Origin of the sequence: Mycolicibacterium chengduense (assembly GCF_033741155.1) — a bacterium.
Taxonomy (GTDB): Bacteria; Actinomycetota; Actinomycetes; order Mycobacteriales; family Mycobacteriaceae; genus Mycobacterium.
Genome location: NZ_JAWQNH010000002.1, coordinates 108,158 through 123,694, shown reverse-complemented (window position 1 = coordinate 123,694; position 15,537 = coordinate 108,158). Strand labels below are relative to the sequence as shown.

Genomic DNA, 15,537 nt, shown 5'->3' with positions numbered 1-15,537 from the left:
TTAGCACCCCCGCGAGATCGCGGTGGCATTAACAACACGCAGTGTTGAAACGCCGCAGCGACCCTCGCACCTGTTAACCCGTTAGGAGAGCCATGTCCACCGTTGGCACACCGAAGAGCCCGGAGCAGATCCAGCACGACTGGGACCACAACCCCCGCTGGAAGGGCATCACCCGCACCTACACCCCCGAGGACGTCGTCGCGCTGCAGGGCCACGTCGTCGAGGAGAACACCCTGGCCCGTCGCGGCGCCGAGGTGCTGTGGGACCAGCTGCACAACATGGACTACGTCAACGCGCTCGGCGCGCTGACCGGCAACCAGGCCGTGCAGCAGGTGCGCGCTGGCCTCAAGGCCATCTACCTGTCCGGGTGGCAGGTCGCCGGTGACGCGAACCTGTCCGGCCACACCTACCCTGACCAGAGCCTCTACCCGGCCAACTCGGTGCCGCAGGTGGTGCGCCGCATCAACAACGCGCTGCTGCGCGCCGACCAGATCGCCAAGGTCGAGGGCGACACCTCGGTCGAGAACTGGCTGGCCCCGATCGTCGCCGACGGTGAGGCCGGCTTCGGTGGCGCCCTGAACGTCTACGAGCTGCAGAAGGCCATGATCGCCGCCGGTGTCGCCGGTTCGCACTGGGAAGACCAGCTGGCCTCGGAGAAGAAGTGCGGCCACCTCGGTGGCAAGGTGCTGATCCCCACCCAGCAGCACATCCGCACCCTGACCTCGGCCCGCCTGGCTGCCGACGTCGCCGACGTGCCGACCCTGGTCATCGCCCGCACCGATGCCGAGGCCGCCACCCTGATCACCTCCGACGTCGACGAGCGCGACCGTCCGTTCATCACCGGTGAGCGCACCAGCGAAGGCTTCTACCGGGTGCAGAACGGCCTGGAGCCGTGCATCGCCCGTGCCAAGGCCTACGCGCCGTACGCCGACCTGATCTGGATGGAGACCGGCACCCCGGACCTGGAGCTGGCCAAGAAGTTCGCCGAGGGCGTCAAGGCCGAGTTCCCGGACCAGATGCTGTCCTACAACTGCTCGCCGTCGTTCAACTGGAAGCAGCACCTGGACGACGACACCATCGCCAAGTTCCAGCGCGAGCTGGGCGCGATGGGCTTCAAGTTCCAGTTCATCACCCTCGCCGGCTTCCACGCCCTCAACTACTCGATGTTCGACCTGGCCCACGGGTACGCCCGCGAGCAGATGAAGGCCTACGTCGAGCTGCAGGAGCGCGAGTTCGCCGCCGAGGAGCGCGGTTACACCGCCACCAAGCACCAGCGTGAGGTCGGTGCCGGCTACTTCGACCGGATCGCCACCACCGTGGACCCGAACAGCTCGACCACCGCGCTGGCCGGTTCCACCGAAGAGGGCCAGTTCCACTAGGCCCGTCCCGCCAGGGAACCGAACGCATGACAGCATGAGCCCCGCCCGGAGTTCTGGGCGGGGCTCATCGCTGCAGACAGTGAGGGAGATTCAGTTGAGCATCGAACGAGTCGGCGTGATCGGCGCCGGGCAGATGGGCGGCGGTATCGCCGAGGTGTGTGCCAAGGCCGGTGCGCAGGTTCTGGTCTACGAACCCGCCGCCGAACTGTTGGACGCCGGCAAGGCACGCATCACCGCGTCGCTGGACCGCGCGGCGGCCAAGGGCAAGCTCAGCCAGGACGACCACGACGGCGCACTGGGGCGGTTGACCTTCACGACGAACCTGGCGGATTTCGCCGACCGGCAGCTGGTGATCGAGGCCATCGTCGAGGATGACGCGGTCAAGGCGAAGGTGTTCGCCGAGCTCGACGCGATCGTCACCGATCCCGACGCCGTGCTGGCATCGAACACCTCCAGCATTCCGATCATGAAGATCGCAGCCGCGACGAAGAACCCGCAGCGGGTGCTCGGGCTGCACTTCTTCAACCCGGTGCCGGTGCTGCCGTTGGTGGAACTCATCTCGACGCTGGTCACCTCCAGCGGCGCGCTGGAGCGTGTCGAAGAATTCGCTGGCAACATCCTGGGAAAGCAGGTCGTGCGCTGCGGCGACCGATCCGGCTTCGTGGTGAACGCGCTGCTGGTGCCGTACCTGCTGGCCGCCATCCGGATGGTGGAGTCCGGCTTCGCGACGATCGAGGACGTCGACAAGGCCGTCGTCGCCGGGTTGTCGCACCCCATGGGCCCGTTGCGGCTGTCGGACCTGGTCGGCTTGGACACGCTCAAGCTGATTGCCGACAAAATGTACGAAGAGTTCAAGGAACCGCTCTACGGTCCGCCGCCGCTGCTGTTACGCATGGTGGAGGCGGGCCAACTGGGCAAGAAGTCGGGTAAGGGCTTCTACGACTACTGACGGTCCCTAATGTTTAGCCTAGCTAATATGGGGTACCATCGTCGGATGCGGCTCGAGTAGGCCTCTGAGGTCTTCGGGCGGCGGTCGCCAAATCAACAGACGAGGTTATTTTTCGAATGTCAAACGTCGAGTCCGATCTTGCGCCGTACTACGAGGAGTCGCAGTCGATCTACGACATCTCGAACGAGTTCTACGCCCTGTTCTTGGGCCCGACCATGGGCTACACCTGTGGTTACTACGAGCGCGAGGACATGACGCTCGATGAGTCGCAGAACGCGAAGTTCGACCTGGCGCTCGGCAAGCTGGGCCTGGAGCCCGGGATGACGTTGCTGGACATCGGCTGCGGCTGGGGCGGCGCGCTGGAGCGGGCGCTCGTCAAGTACGACGTCAACGTCATCGGCATCACGCTGAGCAAAGCGCAGTCCGACTACGCCCGCGAGCGGCTGGCCAAGATCGACACCAAGCGCAACGTCGAGATCCGGTTGCAGGGCTGGGAAGAGTTCAACGAGCCCGTCGACCGCATCGTGTCGATCGGCGCGTTCGAGGCCTTCAAGCAGGAGCGCTACCCCGTGTTCTTCGAGCGGGCCTACAGCATCCTGCCCGACGACGGCGTCATGCTGCTGCACACCATCCTGGCGCACACGCAGCAGTTCTTCCGCGAGAACAACATCAAGATCACGTTGAGCGATCTGAAGTTCATGAAGTTCATCGGCGAGGAGATCTTCCCCGGCGGGCAGCTGCCCGCCGTCGAGGACATCGAGAAGCTGGCCGCCGACACCGGCTTCGAGCTCAAGCGCACGCACCTGCTGCAGCCGCACTACGCCCGGACGCTGGACATGTGGGCCGCCAATCTGGAGGCCAAGAAGGACGAGGCCATCGCCCTGCAGGGGCAAGAGGTCTACGACCGGTTCATGAAGTACCTCACCGGCTGCGCCGACTTCTTCCGCCGCGGCATCACCAACATCGGCCAGTTCACCCTGGCCAAGTAGGGTCTAACCGGCGCCGAGACTACGGTTTCTGGCGAGATTCGCCTCGATTCTCGCCATTTTCCGTAGTCTCGGCGCTTTTTAGTGCGTGCTGGACGCGCGCGACGACGGTATCCGGCTCCTGGCGCAGGTGCCGTGCGCTGACGCGCACGATGGTCCAGCCCCTGGCTGCCAGGAATTCCAACCGGTCGATGTCCGAGCTGTGGCTGACCGGATCGCTCCAATGCTGCTCTCCGTCGTACTCGACACCCACCATCCGTTCCGGCCAACCCATGTCGATCCGGCGCACCACCCGGCCCCACTCGTTGCATACCGGCATCTGAGTGACCGGCCGCGGTAGCCCCGCGCGCACCAGGAGCATCCGGACGCGGGTCTCCTGTGGTGATTCCGCTCCCGGGTCGACGAGGTCGAGAACCCTACGCAGGCGGCGGATCCCCCGAGCACCTGGATAGCGGTCGGCGATGGCGGCCACGGCGGCCACGCCCACGGCGGTGTGGTTGAGCAGTGCATCGATGCGGATGACGCCGGTGTCCTCGGGTAGGCGTCGCCCGAGGTCGTAACAGGTGCGCGCGGCCGTCGTGCACCGGATCGCGCCCACCCTGTGAGCTCGTCGTCGGCGATCTCGCCGGAGTGCACCACGATGCCCTGCGGGCTGGGGGAGCGCAGACGAGCCAGTTCGGCCGGGGCATCGGCGGGCAGCCATCGACTACCCAGCATCGCCGCGGCGGAGAGGCCCACCAGCGTCGCGCGCCGACCCGACCACAACCAGGCCGCGATCGCCCGCGACCGAGCGTCCAGCTCGATATCGGCTGGGGCATAGACGTTGCGGTGGATCTTGCGGAACTTCGTCTGCAAACCGTGCCGGGTGACCGCGCTGGATCCCAATGCCTCCGTGCCCAAAAAGATCGGCCCCATACCGGTTATCGACGCAGGGCGACCGCGCCCGGTTCCACCCGCGCCGGCACTACGGTTGTTGCGGCGAAAACGCCGCCGGCGCGCCAGAAACCGTAGTCTCGGCGGAGTCGGGTCAGGCCTTGGCCAGTCGTTTCTTCTCGGCCTTGACGTCGAAGTCCGGCGGCGGCCACGCGAGGTTGAACCCCTTGAGCGCCTCGATGAGCAACTCCAGGATGGCCAGCCGGCTGTACCACTTGCGGTTGCACGGGATCACATGCCATGGCGCGTAGTCGGTCGACGTGCGGTCCAGCATCACCTGGTAAGCCTCCTGGTACCTGGGCCACAGGAGCCGCTCGTCGATATCGGCCGGGTTGTACTTCCAGTACTTGTCCGGCCGGTCCAGGCGCTCGGCCAGGCGCTTCTTCTGCTCGTCGAGGGAGACGAACATGGCCACCTTGACGATCTTGGTGCCGGCATCGACCAACTCCTTCTCGAAGGCGTTGATCTCGTCGTAGCGGGTGCCCCAGACCTCCGGCGGCACCAGATCGTGCACCCGCACGATCAGCACGTCCTCGTAGTGCGAGCGGTCGAACACCCCGATGTGCCCGGGCGCGGGCAGGGCCTTGCGGATCCGCCACAGATAGTGGTGTGCCAGCTCCTCCTCGGTCGGCTTGCCGAAGCTGGCATAGTCGATGCCTTGCGGATTGCCAGCTCCCACAACGTGTTTGACGATGCCGCCCTTACCGGCGGTGTCCATCCCCTGCAACACCAGCAGCAGCGAGCGGGTGTCACCGGCCCGGCTGTTGGCGTACAGCATCTCCTGTAGCTCGGCGAACCGGATATTGCGCTCGGCCTGCAGCACCGGCGCGTCGCGCTTGGAGCCGACGAACCCCGGGGTGGCGTCCGGGTCGATCGCCGCCACCAAGTCGCCCGGCGTGAATTCCAGATGGGTGTGTGGCTCGTGGGTCCACAGGGCGGGCAGGTCGGAGTCGGGTGAGGTCACGTGGCCAGTCAAGCAGCTATCGCGGCAACGAAGGCGACGGATGTGGCTGCGAGTTGAACTTTTCCAGCGAGCCGCCCACCTCGACGATGCCGCACAGCGCGCTCCAGGACAGCATCGTCAGGTAGTCGATCAGTTCGTCGGTGCTCATCCGGGGATTGGACATCCACGAGTGGGTGGCCAGCTGCACCCCGCCGACGATGTGGAAGGCCCACGGCTCCACGCCTTTGGTGTCCATGCCCACACTGGCCATCCGGCGGCGCAGCATGACGGCGAGCATGCGGGCGATGATCTGCTCGGAGTCGTTGATGGCCTTGGTCCGGCTGGCCGAGCTGTTGGACATCACGAACCGGTACGGCTCCGGTTCGGCGGCCACGGTGTCGACATAGACCCGGATGATCTCGCGCACCAGGGCGTAGCCGTCCAGATTTGAGGACAGTGCCGCGGCCATGTTCGGGATCAGGGTCGTCTGGGCGAACCGCATCATCACCGCGGTGGTGAGGTCGTTCTTGTCCACGAAGTAGCGGTACAGCACGGTTTTGGAGACGCCGATCTCGGCAGCGATCTCGTCCATGCTGACGCTGCTGCCGCGCTGGCGGATCGCCTCCAGCGTGCCGTCCACGAGCTCGTTTCGACGGTCCACCTTGTGCTGATGCCAGCGTCGTTTGCGGCCGTCGGTTTTTACCATCGCCGCTGCGCTCTGCTGTGCCACTGTCGGGAAAATCCGTTCACTAGGTCATCTCGATAATACGGTGGGGAGGCGCCGCTGGTCGATCGACTGCGCCGCCCCGTCGGCCGGTAGCGGATGATGGACGTGTGGCGCACAGACCAGCCCCCGGACCGCCCTCGTTGACCGCCGGTTTCGTCGCGTCGTTTGGCGGGACGGAGTCCGATGCCGACCGGGAACGCCGCCGGGCGTTGCGGCGGATGAAGGCCGTTGCGCTGGGATTCCTGATCGGTGCGACAGTGATCTTCCTCGCGTGCACCTGGGCGCAGTCCCGCGGCGTGACCGGCTGGGTCGGCTATGTCCGCGCCGCGGCTGAGGCCGGCATGGTCGGCGCCCTGGCCGACTGGTTCGCGGTGACGGCGCTGTTCAAACACCCACTGGGCATCCCGATCCCGCACACGGCGATCATCAAACGGAAGAAGGACCAGCTCGGCGAGGGTTTGGGCACCTTCGTCCGGGAGAACTTCATGTCCCCCGAGGTGGTCGCGACCAAGTTGCGCGATGCCGAGGTGGCCGGCCGGATGGGTAAGTGGCTGTGCGAGTACAGCCACGCCGAACGGGTGGCGGCCGAGGCGTCGACGGTGCTGCGGGTGCTCGTGGAGATGCTGCGCGACGAGGACGTGCAGCACGTGCTGGACCGGATGATCGTCAAGCGCATCGCCGAACCGCAGTGGGGACCGCCGGTGGGCCGGGTGCTGTCCGGCCTGCTCGCCGAGCAGCGCCAGGAGGCGCTGCTGCAGTTGCTGGCCGACCGGGCCTTCCAGTGGTCGCTGAACGCGGGCGAGGTGATCGAGCGGGTCATCGAACGCGATTCGCCGTCCTGGTCGCCCCGCTGGGTGGACCACCTGGTGGGCGACCGCATCCACCGCGAGCTGATGGACTTCACCGACAAGGTGCGCCGCGATCCGAACCACGAGCTGCGCCGGTCGGCGACCAAGTTCCTGTTCGAGTTCGCCGACGACCTGCAGCACGACGAGGCCACGATCGCGCGGGCCGAGCGGGTCAAAGAGCAGATCATGGCCCGCGACGAGGTGACCAAGGCTGCTGAGACGGCCTGGACCGCGGCCAAGCGCATCGTGCTGGAGTCGGTTGACGATCCGTCCTCGGCGCTGCGCACCCGGATCGCCGATTCGGTGGTCCGCATCGGGGAGTCGCTGCGCGACGATGTCGGCCTGCGCGACAAGGTGGACAACTGGATCGTGCGCGCCGCACAGCACCTGGTGGCCCAGTATGGGACGGAGATCACAGCGATCATCACCGAGACGATCGAGCGCTGGGACGCGGACGAGGCCAGCCGCCGGATCGAGCTGCACGTGGGCCGTGACCTGCAGTTCATCCGGATCAACGGCACGGTGGTGGGTGCGCTGGCCGGACTGGTGATCTATTCGGTGGCGCAGCTGCTTTTCTGAGCCCTGCTAGCTAGTGCTTGCAATAGTTAGCACTCGCTCGTACCGTGAGTTGTAGCAGTAGCAATTCACCGGATCGAGGCTCGACATGTCGCACGACGACGACGCCGCTTCGGCCAACGACAAGATCGTTGCCGTGGTGGGCAACGCCGCTTCCGACATCGGCAGCTTCATCCGTGCCCAGCGCGAGGCGGCGCAGGTGTCGGTGCGCCAACTCGCGGAGAAGGCCGGCGTCAGCAACCCCTACCTCAGCCAGATCGAACGGGGACTGCGCAAACCGTCGGCCGACGTGCTCAACCAGATTGCCAAGGCGCTGCGGGTCTCGGCCGAGGTCCTCTACGTACAGGCCGGGATGCTCGAACCGTCCGAGGGCAGTCGGGTCCGTGACGCGATCATCGGTGATAACGCGGTCACGGAGCGGCAGAAGCAGGTGCTGCTCGACATCTACACGTCGTTCTGTCAGCAGAACGAAGCCGAAGCGGCGGCCGGGTCCGACGCTGCGGGGGAAGCGGAAGGGGTGCCGCCCACGTCTGAATCTCAAGCCAGCACAACACAACATTCACCGAATACAGACCTCTGAAAGGAAAAGTCATGCCCGAGAAGACCACCCAGCCGTCCATCGAGGACCTCAAGGCCCCGCTGCTGGCCGCCGTCGGCGCCGCCGACCTGGCCCTGGCCACCGTCAACGAGATCGTCGCCAGCCTGCGCGAGCGCGCCGAGGATGCCCGCACCGACGCCCAGGGGCGCGTCGAAGAGGGCCGTGCCCGGCTGACCAAGCTGCAGGAAGAACTGCCCAGCCAGTTCGAGGAACTGCGCGACAAGCTGACCTCCGACGAGCTGCGCAAGGCCGCCGAGAAGTACACCGAAGAGGCGCAGGCCACCTACAACAAGCTCGTCGAGCGCGGCGAGGCCGCCCTGGAGCGGCTGCGTAACCAGCCTGCGCTGGAAGGTGCCGCGGCCCGCGTCGAGGGTGTCACCGATCAGGCCGTCGAGCTGACCCAGGATGCGCTGGGCACCGTGGCCTCGCAGACCCGCGCCGTGGGTGAGCGTGCCGCCAAGCTGGTCGGAGTCGAACTGCCGAAGAAGGCTGCCCCGGAGAAGGCCGCCCCGGCCAAGAAGGCGCCGGCCAAGAAGGCGCCGGCCAAGAAGGCCGCTCCGGCCGCCGCGACCACCACGGCCCCGGCCAAGAAGGCCCCGGCCAAGAAGGTCACCCAGAAGTAAGTTCGACGCCAGGGACGGCACCCGCCTAGGCTGCACGTGTGATGCTTGCAGACCTGGCGGGTGCCATTCTGTTTGTGCTGGTCGGGATCGTCGTCCTGGTCGGCGCGTATTCGTTCGTCCATGCGGCGATGCAGCGGCCCGACGCCTACACCGCCACCGGCAAGCTGACCAAGCCGGTGTGGCTGTTGATCCTCGGTGTCGGCGTGCTGTTGGCCCTGCTGATGCGCGATGCGTTCGGCGCCGCCATCTGTGCCTGCGCAGCGGGCGTTTATCTCGTCGACGTGCGACCGAAAATCCTTGAAATCCAAGGTAAGTCGCGCTGACGGGCAACCTGCGATGCGTCAGCTGATCGCCGGGCTGGGCATGGCGGCGGCGGCGTTGTGCGCGGCACCGGTGGCCCACGCCGACGGCCACTACGTCGACCACACCCAATGGGTGAAATGGGGCGACCTGTCCAGCTTGCGGGTCTATCCCACCCCGGCCGCCCGGGCCGAGTCCGCCCGGCCCGGCACGCTCGGGCAGGCCGATGCGGCCTGGGCCGAGGTGCTGGCCGACGCACCCGACGCCGACCTGCCGGGCATGCGCGCGCAGTTCCTGTGCCACTGGCAGTACGCCGAGATCGCCGAACCCGGCAAGGTCAGCTGGAATCTGGAGCCGTGGCGGCCCGAGGTCAGCGATGCCGCGATGTTCGCCGCCGGGTGCAACCCCGGCGGCACCGAGGAGCCGTTCTAGTCCAGCCCGGCGAAGCAGGGATCGCCGCCCTGACCGCTGCGGCCCGGGGGCATCGTCGCGTTGCGGGTGACGAACTTCGCGGTCACCCCGTTGTCGGTGACCTGCACGCTCTCGGCGTGGATGCCGAGCGGGATGTTCTTGGTGATCTGATCGAGGAACGCGTCCAGCGCCGGCTGCACGGTCTCGCGGGGCAGCATGAAGCCCAGGCCCGACAGGCTCCGCACGGTCAGCGTCAAATTGTTGTTCTGCACCTGCGGCTTGACGACGATGCTGCCCAGCGCCGCCTGCAGTTCGATGGTGCCGTCACTGGGGTGGGTGCTCACGCTGCTGACGAAGCTGCCCACCAGCGGAATCTGGTTCTGGATGGTGTTCTTGATGCCGTCGGCGGTCCAGGTGATGTTGGCGTCCAGGGCTCCGATGGTGCCGGGCGCGTTCTGGTTCCCGGTCAGCCGGACATCGTTGATGATGATCTGGGCCTTCATCCCGTCGGCCTCGCGGATCCGGTTGCCCGCGGTGGTGACAGTGATGTTGTTGTAGTGCTTGGCCAGGTGCTGCAGCAGGAACGGGGTCTTGCCGAACGACACGTCGACGTTGTCCTGGACCACACACGAGGTGATCTGGGTGACGGTCTTGTCGGCGATGTGCCGGGCGACCAGCTCCGAGCCGACCGCGCCGGCCACCGCCAGTGCCAGCACGATGACCACCACCAGCACGATCGACAGCGGATCGCGGAACAGGCCCGCGATCTTGCTGCCCAGCGACTTCGGCTGCTCAGGGTCCGAAGGCGGCGGCGGGGGCACGGCAGCCCCGGCGGGTGCTGCTTCGGTGGGTTGGGCCCAGGGATCGGTCACGCAGTCGATTGTGCCTTAGCGAACGGCGTGCGATTGCGCAGCACCGCGATCGTCTCCCTGGCGCGGGCGGCCGCGTCGAGGTCGATATCGGTCACCATCAGCTGCGGTTCGGCGCCCGCCGCCTGCACGATCTCGCCCAGCGCGGACGCCACCAGGCTGCCCCCGACCCCGGTCGGACCCAGCGCGGCGATCTCGTCGCCCGGGTAGGCCTGGTCCACCGCGGCCACCACCGCGGTGGTGTCGATGGCGCGGGCCCGGGCCAGCAGCGTCCATTGGTCCAGCTTGCCGGGGCCGGTGCCCCAGGACGCGTGCACGGTGATCAGCTGCGCGCCGCGGTCGGCCAGGTCGAGGTACAGCTCCGGGAACCGGACGTCGTAGCACAGCGTGAGTCCGACCTTGACACCGTTCACGCCGATCACGACGGGTTCGGTGCCCGGTGCCACCGTCTTGGACTCGGCGAAGCCGAACGCGTCGTAGAGGTGGATCTTGTCGTAGTGCGCGTCGGAGTCCGGGCCGGATGCGATGAGCGTGTTGGTGACCCGTCCGTCCCCCGACGGGCAGAACATGCCGGCGACGACGGTGATCCCGGTCTCCTGCGCGACGGCGCGCACCCCGTCGGCCCAGCGGCCGTCCAACGGTTCGGCCACCGGTGCCAGCGGCACGCCGAACCGGCACATGGTGGCCTCGGGGAACAACACCAGGGCGGCGCCGTCGGCGGCGGCTTCGCGGGTGTACCGGGTGACGAGCTCCAGGTTCGCGGCCGGATCGGTACCCGACCGGATCTGTGCCAGGGCAATCCGCATGGCACCCAGACTAATGCGGCGCGACGGCCTGCCAGGGCACCGTGAGCACCCCGTCACGCAGCCGACGGCGCGACGGCTGCACGGGTAGTCCCTGCCCGCGAAGCGCGTCGAGCATCGCCCGCCAGCGCACCCGCGGGCCGAACACGCCATGCCCGGCCGCCGCCGCCCAGGCGTGGTCCGCCGCGGTCAACAGGTCGTGGATCGGCTGGCCCGCGACGTTGTGGTGGATGAGCACCTTGGGCAGTCGCTCGGCCAGATCGGACGGCCGCTCGATGGCGAACGGATCGCAGGCCAGGGTGAGGCTGACCGGTCCCGACGCGTCGAGCAGCACCCAGCAGCAGCGTCGGCCCAGCTCGTCGCAGGTGCCGTCGACGATCAGCCCGCCGGGAGCCAGCCGGGTGCGCAGCTGTTCCCACGCGGCATCCACCTCGGTCACCGGGTACTGGCGCAGCACGTTGAAGGCGCGTACCAATACCGGGCGCAGACCGGCCAGTTCGAAACCCCCCAGTGCGAACTCGACATCGGTGTCCGCCGCGCGGGCGGTGGCCACCCGTTGCGGATCGATCTCCAGGCCGACCACCCGGACATCGGGCCGGACCGTGCGCAACCGGGCGGCCAGCTCCACGGTGGTGACCGGCAGGGCGCCGTAGCCGAGGTCGACGACGAGCGGCTCGGCAGCGGCGAGTAGCGCCGCGCGGACGGCGGGGGCGTGCACCAGCCAGCGGTCGCTGCGGCGCAGCCGGTTGTAGCCCGTGGTGCCACGCGTCGGCGAGCCGACGGGTTTGCCCTGTGGCGAGCCGACGGGTTTGCCCTGTGGCGAGCCGACCGGTTTACCCTGCGGCGAGCCGATGGGCTTACTCAGCCGTGTTCCCTGATCCACTCGCTGGTGAAGACCTGCTCCAACCGCAGCATCTCGACCAGGTGACCGCCGATGAAATTCTCCAGCTTCCCGCCCACCAGCGGGATCTTCACCTCGATGGTGACGCGCACATCGCCGCGCGCGCCGCGGGTTCCGTCGGTGACGTCGTAGAGGGTCGCGGTCGCCGCGACCCTGGCCGGGGTGCCGGGCAGCTCACCCTTGATGGTCGCGGTGGCGTGGCCGGCCCCGGATTCGGCGCCGCGCAGCGGAGTCCAGCGCTCCTCGCGGATCAGGGTCAGGTCGCCGCGGTGGAACTGCGTCACCAGCGCCGGCAACTTGGTGGGCCGGACGGTCTGGGTGGTCACCACCTCGATACCGCCGTCGGCGGGCGTCTGCAGCACATCGAGGGAGATCTCGTCGCAGCCGGACTTCTCTAACCGAGCCAGCCAGTACTGCTTCTCGGAGAACGCCGCGAGCACGTCGGCGGCGGTGTATTCGTAGGTGGCTGCCAGGTCGAATGAACGTGGCATGCCGTCCACGCTACCGTTACCCCCCGTGGTCAGTGAGTCTTTCGTCGGCGCGGCGGTTGCCCACGACGTCCCGCTGGCACCGCTGACGACACTGCGGGTGGGCCCCGTCGCCGACCGGTTGATCACCTGCGACACCACCGAGAAACTCGCAGGGGTATTGCGCGCCCTGCCCGTCGCCGACGACGTGCTGGTGCTGGCCGGCGGCTCGAACGTGCTGCTGGCCGACGATCTGAGCGGCCTGACCGTGGTCGCCGTCGCCAACACCGAGATCACCGTGACGGGGGCGACCGTCCGCGCGGAGGCCGGGGCGCTGTGGGACGACGTGGTGGTCACCGCCCTTGCGCACGGACTGGGCGGGTTGGAATGCCTGTCCGGTATCCCCGGCTCGGCGGGCGCGACGCCGGTGCAGAACGTCGGCGCCTACGGCGCCGAGGTGGCCGACACCATCTCCCGGATACGGCTGCTGGACCGCCGTACCGGCGACGACCGCTGGGTGGCCCCGGCCGAGCTGGGCTTCGGCTACCGGCACAGCATCCTGAAGAACTCGTCGCGGGCAGTGGTGCTTGAGGTCGAGTTCGCGCTCGATCCCGCAGGCCGCAGCGCGCCGCTGCGCTACGGAGAGCTCGCCACCGCCTTGGACGTCGCGGCCGGGGAGCGGACCGACCCGCTTCGGGTCAGGGAGGCCGTGCTGGCGCTGCGGGCCGCGAAGGGCATGGTGCTCGACGCCGGCGACCACGACACCTGGAGCGCCGGGTCGTTCTTCACCAATCCGGTGGTCGAGCCGGCGGTCTTCGAGCGCATCCAGGCCGCGCACCCGGGCCGGGTGCCCAACTACCCGGCTGCAGACGGGGTCAAGTTGGCCGCCGGCTGGCTGGTCGAACAGGCCGGATTCGGCAAGGGATTCCCCGGTCCCGACGCGGTGGCGACGTTGTCCAGCAAGCATGCGCTGGCGCTCACCAACCGGGGCGGCGCCACCTCCGAGGACCTGATCGCGCTGGCCCGGACGGTGCGCGACGGGGTGCGCAACCATTTCGGGATCGAACTCACACCCGAGCCGATTCTGCTTGGCTGCCGGGTCTAGGTACCCTTGATCCACGTGAGCCCTGCAGGTGAGACGTCCCCGCTAGTGAATCGGCGGCGTGCCCTCACCGTGCTCGCCGCCGGCAGTGCCGGTCTGCTGGCCGCGTGTGCGGGCAAATCGATCAGCCCCCACGCCGAGTCCGCGGCCCCGCCGCCGACGCCGGTGATCACCTACACCCCGGTCGACAAGGCCGACGACGTCGCGCCGACCTCGCCGATCGGTGTCTCGGTCAGCGACGGGTGGTTCCAGCACATCAGCCTCACCAACGCCACCGGCAAGACGGTGGCCGGGGCGCTCAACCCGGACCGCACCGGCTTCAAGGTGACCGAACCGCTGGGTTACGGCGTGCAGTACACCTGGGCCGGGTCGGTGGTCGGTCGTGACGGCAAGGCCGTGCCGGTCGAAGGCAGCTTCACCACCGTCAACCCGACGACCACCGTGAACGGCCAATTCCAGTTGGCCGACGGCCAGGTGGTGGGTGTCGCGGCGCCGATCATCCTGCAGTTCGACGCGGCCATCGACGACAAGTACCGGGCCGATATCGAGAAGGCGCTGAAGGTGACCACCACGCCGCCGGTGGAGGGCAGCTGGGCCTGGCTGCCTGACGAGGTGGGCGGGTCCCGGGTGCACTACCGGACCAAGGAGTACTACCCGGCCGGCACCAAGGTGAATGTGCGGGCTGCCCTCTACGGCGTGCCCTTCGGTGAAGATGCTTACGGCGCAACCGATTCCACCCTCGACATCAGCATCGGCCGGCGTCAGGTGGTCAAGGCCGAGGCGTCCAGCCACCGCATCCAGGTGATCACCGACGAGGGCGTCATCATGGATTTCCCGTGTAGTTACGGCGAGGGCGACCTGGATCGCAACGTCACCCGCAGCGGCATCCACGTGGTCACCGAGAAGTACGAGGACTTCTACATGACCAATCCGGCTGCCGGGTACGCTAATGTCCGCGAGCGTTTCGCGGTGCGGATCTCCAACAACGGCGAGTTCATCCACTGCAACCCGAACAGCGTCGGCGCGCAGGGCAACACCAACGTCACCAACGGCTGCATCAACCTGAACCTGGAGAACTCGCAGCAGTACTTCAACAGCGCGATGTACGGCGATCCGGTGGAGGTCACCGGCACCCGCATCGAGCTGTCCTACGCCGACGGTGACATCTGGGACTGGGCGGTGCCCTGGGACGAGTGGAAGGCCATGTCGGCGCTGAGCTCCCAGAAGCCCAAGGACATCCCGGTATCCGCGCCGGCCACACCGACCGACGCGCCCACCCTGTCCGGCACGCCGACCACCACGACCCCGACGACCACCACGACCCCGACGACCACCACGACCCCGACGACTACTGCCACGACGAGTCCGGCCGCTACCCCCGGCGGTTGAACCGCCCGTGGGGGGCCTGATCGCGCGGGCGGATCACGATCTGGTCCAGGTTGACGTGCGCGGGGCGCGATGCGACGAAGCCGATCACCTCGGCGACATCCTCGGCCACCAACGGGGTGATGCCCTCGTACACCTTGTCGGCGCGGCCCTGGTCACCCTTGAACCGCACCAAGGAGAACTCGGTCTCGACCGCGCCGGGCGCAATCTCGGTGAGCCGCACCGGTTTTCCGAGTAGTTCGCCGCGCAGCGTGCGGTGCAGTGCGCCCTGGGCGTGTTTGGCCGAGGTGTAGCCCGCCCCGCCGTCGTAGGTTTCGGACGCTGCGATGGAGGTGACCGTGACGATCAGCCCGTCACCGGAGTCCACGAGTTTGGGCAGCAGCGCCCGGGTCACCCGCAGCGTACCCAGCACGTTGGTCTCCCACATCCACCGCCAATCGTCGAGGTCGGCATCGGCGACGGGCGCCAGGCCCTTGGCTCCGCCGGCGTTGTTCACCAGCACCGAGACGCCGTCCAGTGTCTCGGCGAGCCGGGCGACGTCCGCGTCGGAAGTGACGTCCGCCACAATTGCCGACCCGCCGATCTCGTCGGCGAGCGCCTCGATGCGGTCGGCGCGGCGAGCCACGCAAGCCACGTGAAAGCCAAGGCCGGCAAGGGTTTTCGCGGTCGCCGCACCGATGCCGGAGCTGGCGCCGGTGACCACGGCGACGCGAGGGGGGACTGAAGAGGAACTCAT

General features: G+C 67.9%; 17 protein-coding genes and 1 pseudogene. 10 read left to right on the top strand and 8 right to left on the bottom strand.

Annotated elements, in window-relative coordinates; all coding sequences use genetic code 11:
* The first annotated feature begins 92 nt into the window (after positions 1–92).
* From aceA to SBI67_RS06120, 3 genes are all read left to right on the top strand, one after another.
* Positions 93–1,379, top strand: a complete 1,287-nt coding sequence (aceA, locus tag SBI67_RS06130; RefSeq protein WP_266045161.1) for an isocitrate lyase — start codon at positions 93–95, stop codon at positions 1,377–1,379.
* Between the two features lie 94 nt (positions 1,380–1,473).
* Positions 1,474–2,328, top strand: a complete 855-nt coding sequence (locus SBI67_RS06125; protein ID WP_413232412.1) for a 3-hydroxybutyryl-CoA dehydrogenase — start codon at positions 1,474–1,476, stop codon at positions 2,326–2,328.
* 116 nt (positions 2,329–2,444) lie between these two features.
* Positions 2,445–3,317 (top strand): cyclopropane mycolic acid synthase family methyltransferase, encoded by an 873-nt coding sequence (locus SBI67_RS06120; protein WP_318979702.1) that lies wholly within the window; start codon positions 2,445–2,447, stop codon positions 3,315–3,317.
* 19 nt (positions 3,318–3,336) lie between these two features.
* Here the strand turns inward: SBI67_RS06120 and SBI67_RS06115 are convergent.
* The 3 genes and pseudogenes from SBI67_RS06115 to SBI67_RS06105 form a co-directional block, all read right to left on the bottom strand.
* A pseudogene (locus SBI67_RS06115) lies at positions 3,337–4,229 on the bottom strand (endonuclease domain-containing protein).
* A 112-nt stretch (positions 4,230–4,341) separates the two neighbouring features.
* Positions 4,342–5,211, bottom strand: a complete 870-nt coding sequence (locus tag SBI67_RS06110; protein ID WP_318979701.1) for a polyphosphate kinase 2 family protein — start codon at positions 5,209–5,211, stop codon at positions 4,342–4,344.
* A gap of 16 nt (positions 5,212–5,227) precedes the next feature.
* Entirely contained in the window at positions 5,228–5,896 is a 669-nt protein-coding gene (locus tag SBI67_RS06105; protein ID WP_413232411.1) for a TetR/AcrR family transcriptional regulator, read from the bottom strand.
* A 161-nt stretch (positions 5,897–6,057) separates the two neighbouring features.
* Here SBI67_RS06105 and SBI67_RS06100 point away from each other — a divergent pair, with 161 nt between their 5' ends.
* The 5 genes from SBI67_RS06100 (at position 6,058) to SBI67_RS06080 (ending at position 9,294) form a co-directional block, all read left to right on the top strand.
* A complete protein-coding gene (locus tag SBI67_RS06100) occupies positions 6,058–7,344 on the top strand; it encodes a DUF445 domain-containing protein (RefSeq protein WP_318980457.1) in 1,287 nt (428 codons plus the stop codon).
* Positions 7,345–7,429: 85 nt separating this feature from the next.
* Positions 7,430–7,921: a helix-turn-helix domain-containing protein gene (locus tag SBI67_RS06095; RefSeq protein WP_318979699.1), complete on the top strand. Its 492-nt coding sequence runs from the start codon at positions 7,430–7,432 to the stop codon at positions 7,919–7,921.
* Positions 7,922–7,932: 11 nt separating this feature from the next.
* Positions 7,933–8,562 (top strand): heparin-binding hemagglutinin, encoded by a 630-nt coding sequence (locus SBI67_RS06090; RefSeq protein WP_318979698.1) that lies wholly within the window; start codon positions 7,933–7,935, stop codon positions 8,560–8,562.
* 38 nt (positions 8,563–8,600) lie between these two features.
* Positions 8,601–8,885, top strand: a complete 285-nt coding sequence (locus SBI67_RS06085) for a DUF2516 family protein (RefSeq protein WP_318979697.1) — start codon at positions 8,601–8,603, stop codon at positions 8,883–8,885.
* A 13-nt stretch (positions 8,886–8,898) separates the two neighbouring features.
* Positions 8,899–9,294, top strand: coding sequence for a DUF2599 domain-containing protein (locus SBI67_RS06080; RefSeq protein WP_413232410.1), 396 nt, complete (start codon positions 8,899–8,901; stop codon positions 9,292–9,294).
* On the opposite strand, the gene SBI67_RS06075 is transcribed toward SBI67_RS06080, so the two are convergent.
* The 4 genes from SBI67_RS06075 to SBI67_RS06060 form a co-directional block, all read right to left on the bottom strand.
* On the bottom strand, positions 9,291–10,145 hold the full coding sequence (locus SBI67_RS06075; protein ID WP_318979696.1) for an LmeA family phospholipid-binding protein: 855 nt from the start codon (positions 10,143–10,145) through the stop codon (positions 9,291–9,293). The two genes, SBI67_RS06080 and SBI67_RS06075, sit on opposite strands and share 4 nt — an antisense overlap.
* Complete coding sequence (locus SBI67_RS06070) at positions 10,142–10,948, bottom strand: carbon-nitrogen hydrolase family protein (protein ID WP_318979695.1); 807 nt, start codon at positions 10,946–10,948, stop codon at positions 10,142–10,144. The genes SBI67_RS06075 and SBI67_RS06070 overlap by 4 nt, the downstream gene beginning before the upstream one ends.
* A gap of 10 nt (positions 10,949–10,958) precedes the next feature.
* Positions 10,959–11,687 carry a class I SAM-dependent methyltransferase gene (locus SBI67_RS06065; protein ID WP_318980455.1) on the bottom strand — a complete coding sequence of 243 codons (729 nt, stop codon included), beginning with the start codon at positions 11,685–11,687 and terminating at the stop codon, positions 10,959–10,961.
* A gap of 119 nt (positions 11,688–11,806) precedes the next feature.
* Positions 11,807–12,337, bottom strand: coding sequence for a DUF2505 domain-containing protein (locus SBI67_RS06060; RefSeq protein WP_318979694.1), 531 nt, complete (start codon positions 12,335–12,337; stop codon positions 11,807–11,809).
* A 25-nt stretch (positions 12,338–12,362) separates the two neighbouring features.
* Between SBI67_RS06060 and SBI67_RS06055 the strand changes: the two genes are divergently transcribed.
* On the top strand, positions 12,363–13,418 hold the full coding sequence (locus SBI67_RS06055; RefSeq protein WP_318979693.1) for a UDP-N-acetylmuramate dehydrogenase: 1,056 nt from the start codon (positions 12,363–12,365) through the stop codon (positions 13,416–13,418).
* Between the two features lie 6 nt (positions 13,419–13,424).
* Positions 13,425–14,804, top strand: coding sequence for a L,D-transpeptidase (locus SBI67_RS06050; protein ID WP_318979692.1), 1,380 nt, complete (start codon positions 13,425–13,427; stop codon positions 14,802–14,804).
* On the opposite strand, the gene SBI67_RS06045 is transcribed toward SBI67_RS06050, so the two are convergent.
* Positions 14,788–15,537, bottom strand: coding sequence for an SDR family NAD(P)-dependent oxidoreductase (locus SBI67_RS06045; RefSeq protein WP_318979691.1), 750 nt, complete (start codon positions 15,535–15,537; stop codon positions 14,788–14,790). The two genes, SBI67_RS06050 and SBI67_RS06045, sit on opposite strands and share 17 nt — an antisense overlap.

Excerpts from the sequence above, each read along its gene's own strand:
- aceA (WP_266045161.1), top strand. The coding sequence starts at position 93 with ATGTCCACCGTTGGCACACCGAAGAGCCCGGAGCAGATCCAGCACGAC.
- SBI67_RS06120 (WP_318979702.1), top strand. The coding sequence starts at position 2,445 with ATGTCAAACGTCGAGTCCGATCTTGCGCCGTACTACGAGGAGTCGCAG.
- SBI67_RS06105 (WP_413232411.1), bottom strand. The coding sequence starts at position 5,896 with ATGGTAAAAACCGACGGCCGCAAACGACGCTGGCATCAGCACAAGGTG.
- SBI67_RS06095 (WP_318979699.1), top strand. The coding sequence starts at position 7,430 with ATGTCGCACGACGACGACGCCGCTTCGGCCAACGACAAGATCGTTGCC.
- SBI67_RS06090 (WP_318979698.1), top strand. The coding sequence starts at position 7,933 with ATGCCCGAGAAGACCACCCAGCCGTCCATCGAGGACCTCAAGGCCCCG.
- SBI67_RS06080 (WP_413232410.1), top strand. The coding sequence starts at position 8,899 with ATGCGTCAGCTGATCGCCGGGCTGGGCATGGCGGCGGCGGCGTTGTGC.
- SBI67_RS06070 (WP_318979695.1), bottom strand. The coding sequence starts at position 10,948 with ATGCGGATTGCCCTGGCACAGATCCGGTCGGGTACCGATCCGGCCGCG.
- SBI67_RS06060 (WP_318979694.1), bottom strand. The coding sequence starts at position 12,337 with ATGCCACGTTCATTCGACCTGGCAGCCACCTACGAATACACCGCCGCC.
- SBI67_RS06045 (WP_318979691.1), bottom strand. The coding sequence starts at position 15,537 with ATGAGTTCCTCTTCAGTCCCCCCTCGCGTCGCCGTGGTCACCGGCGCC.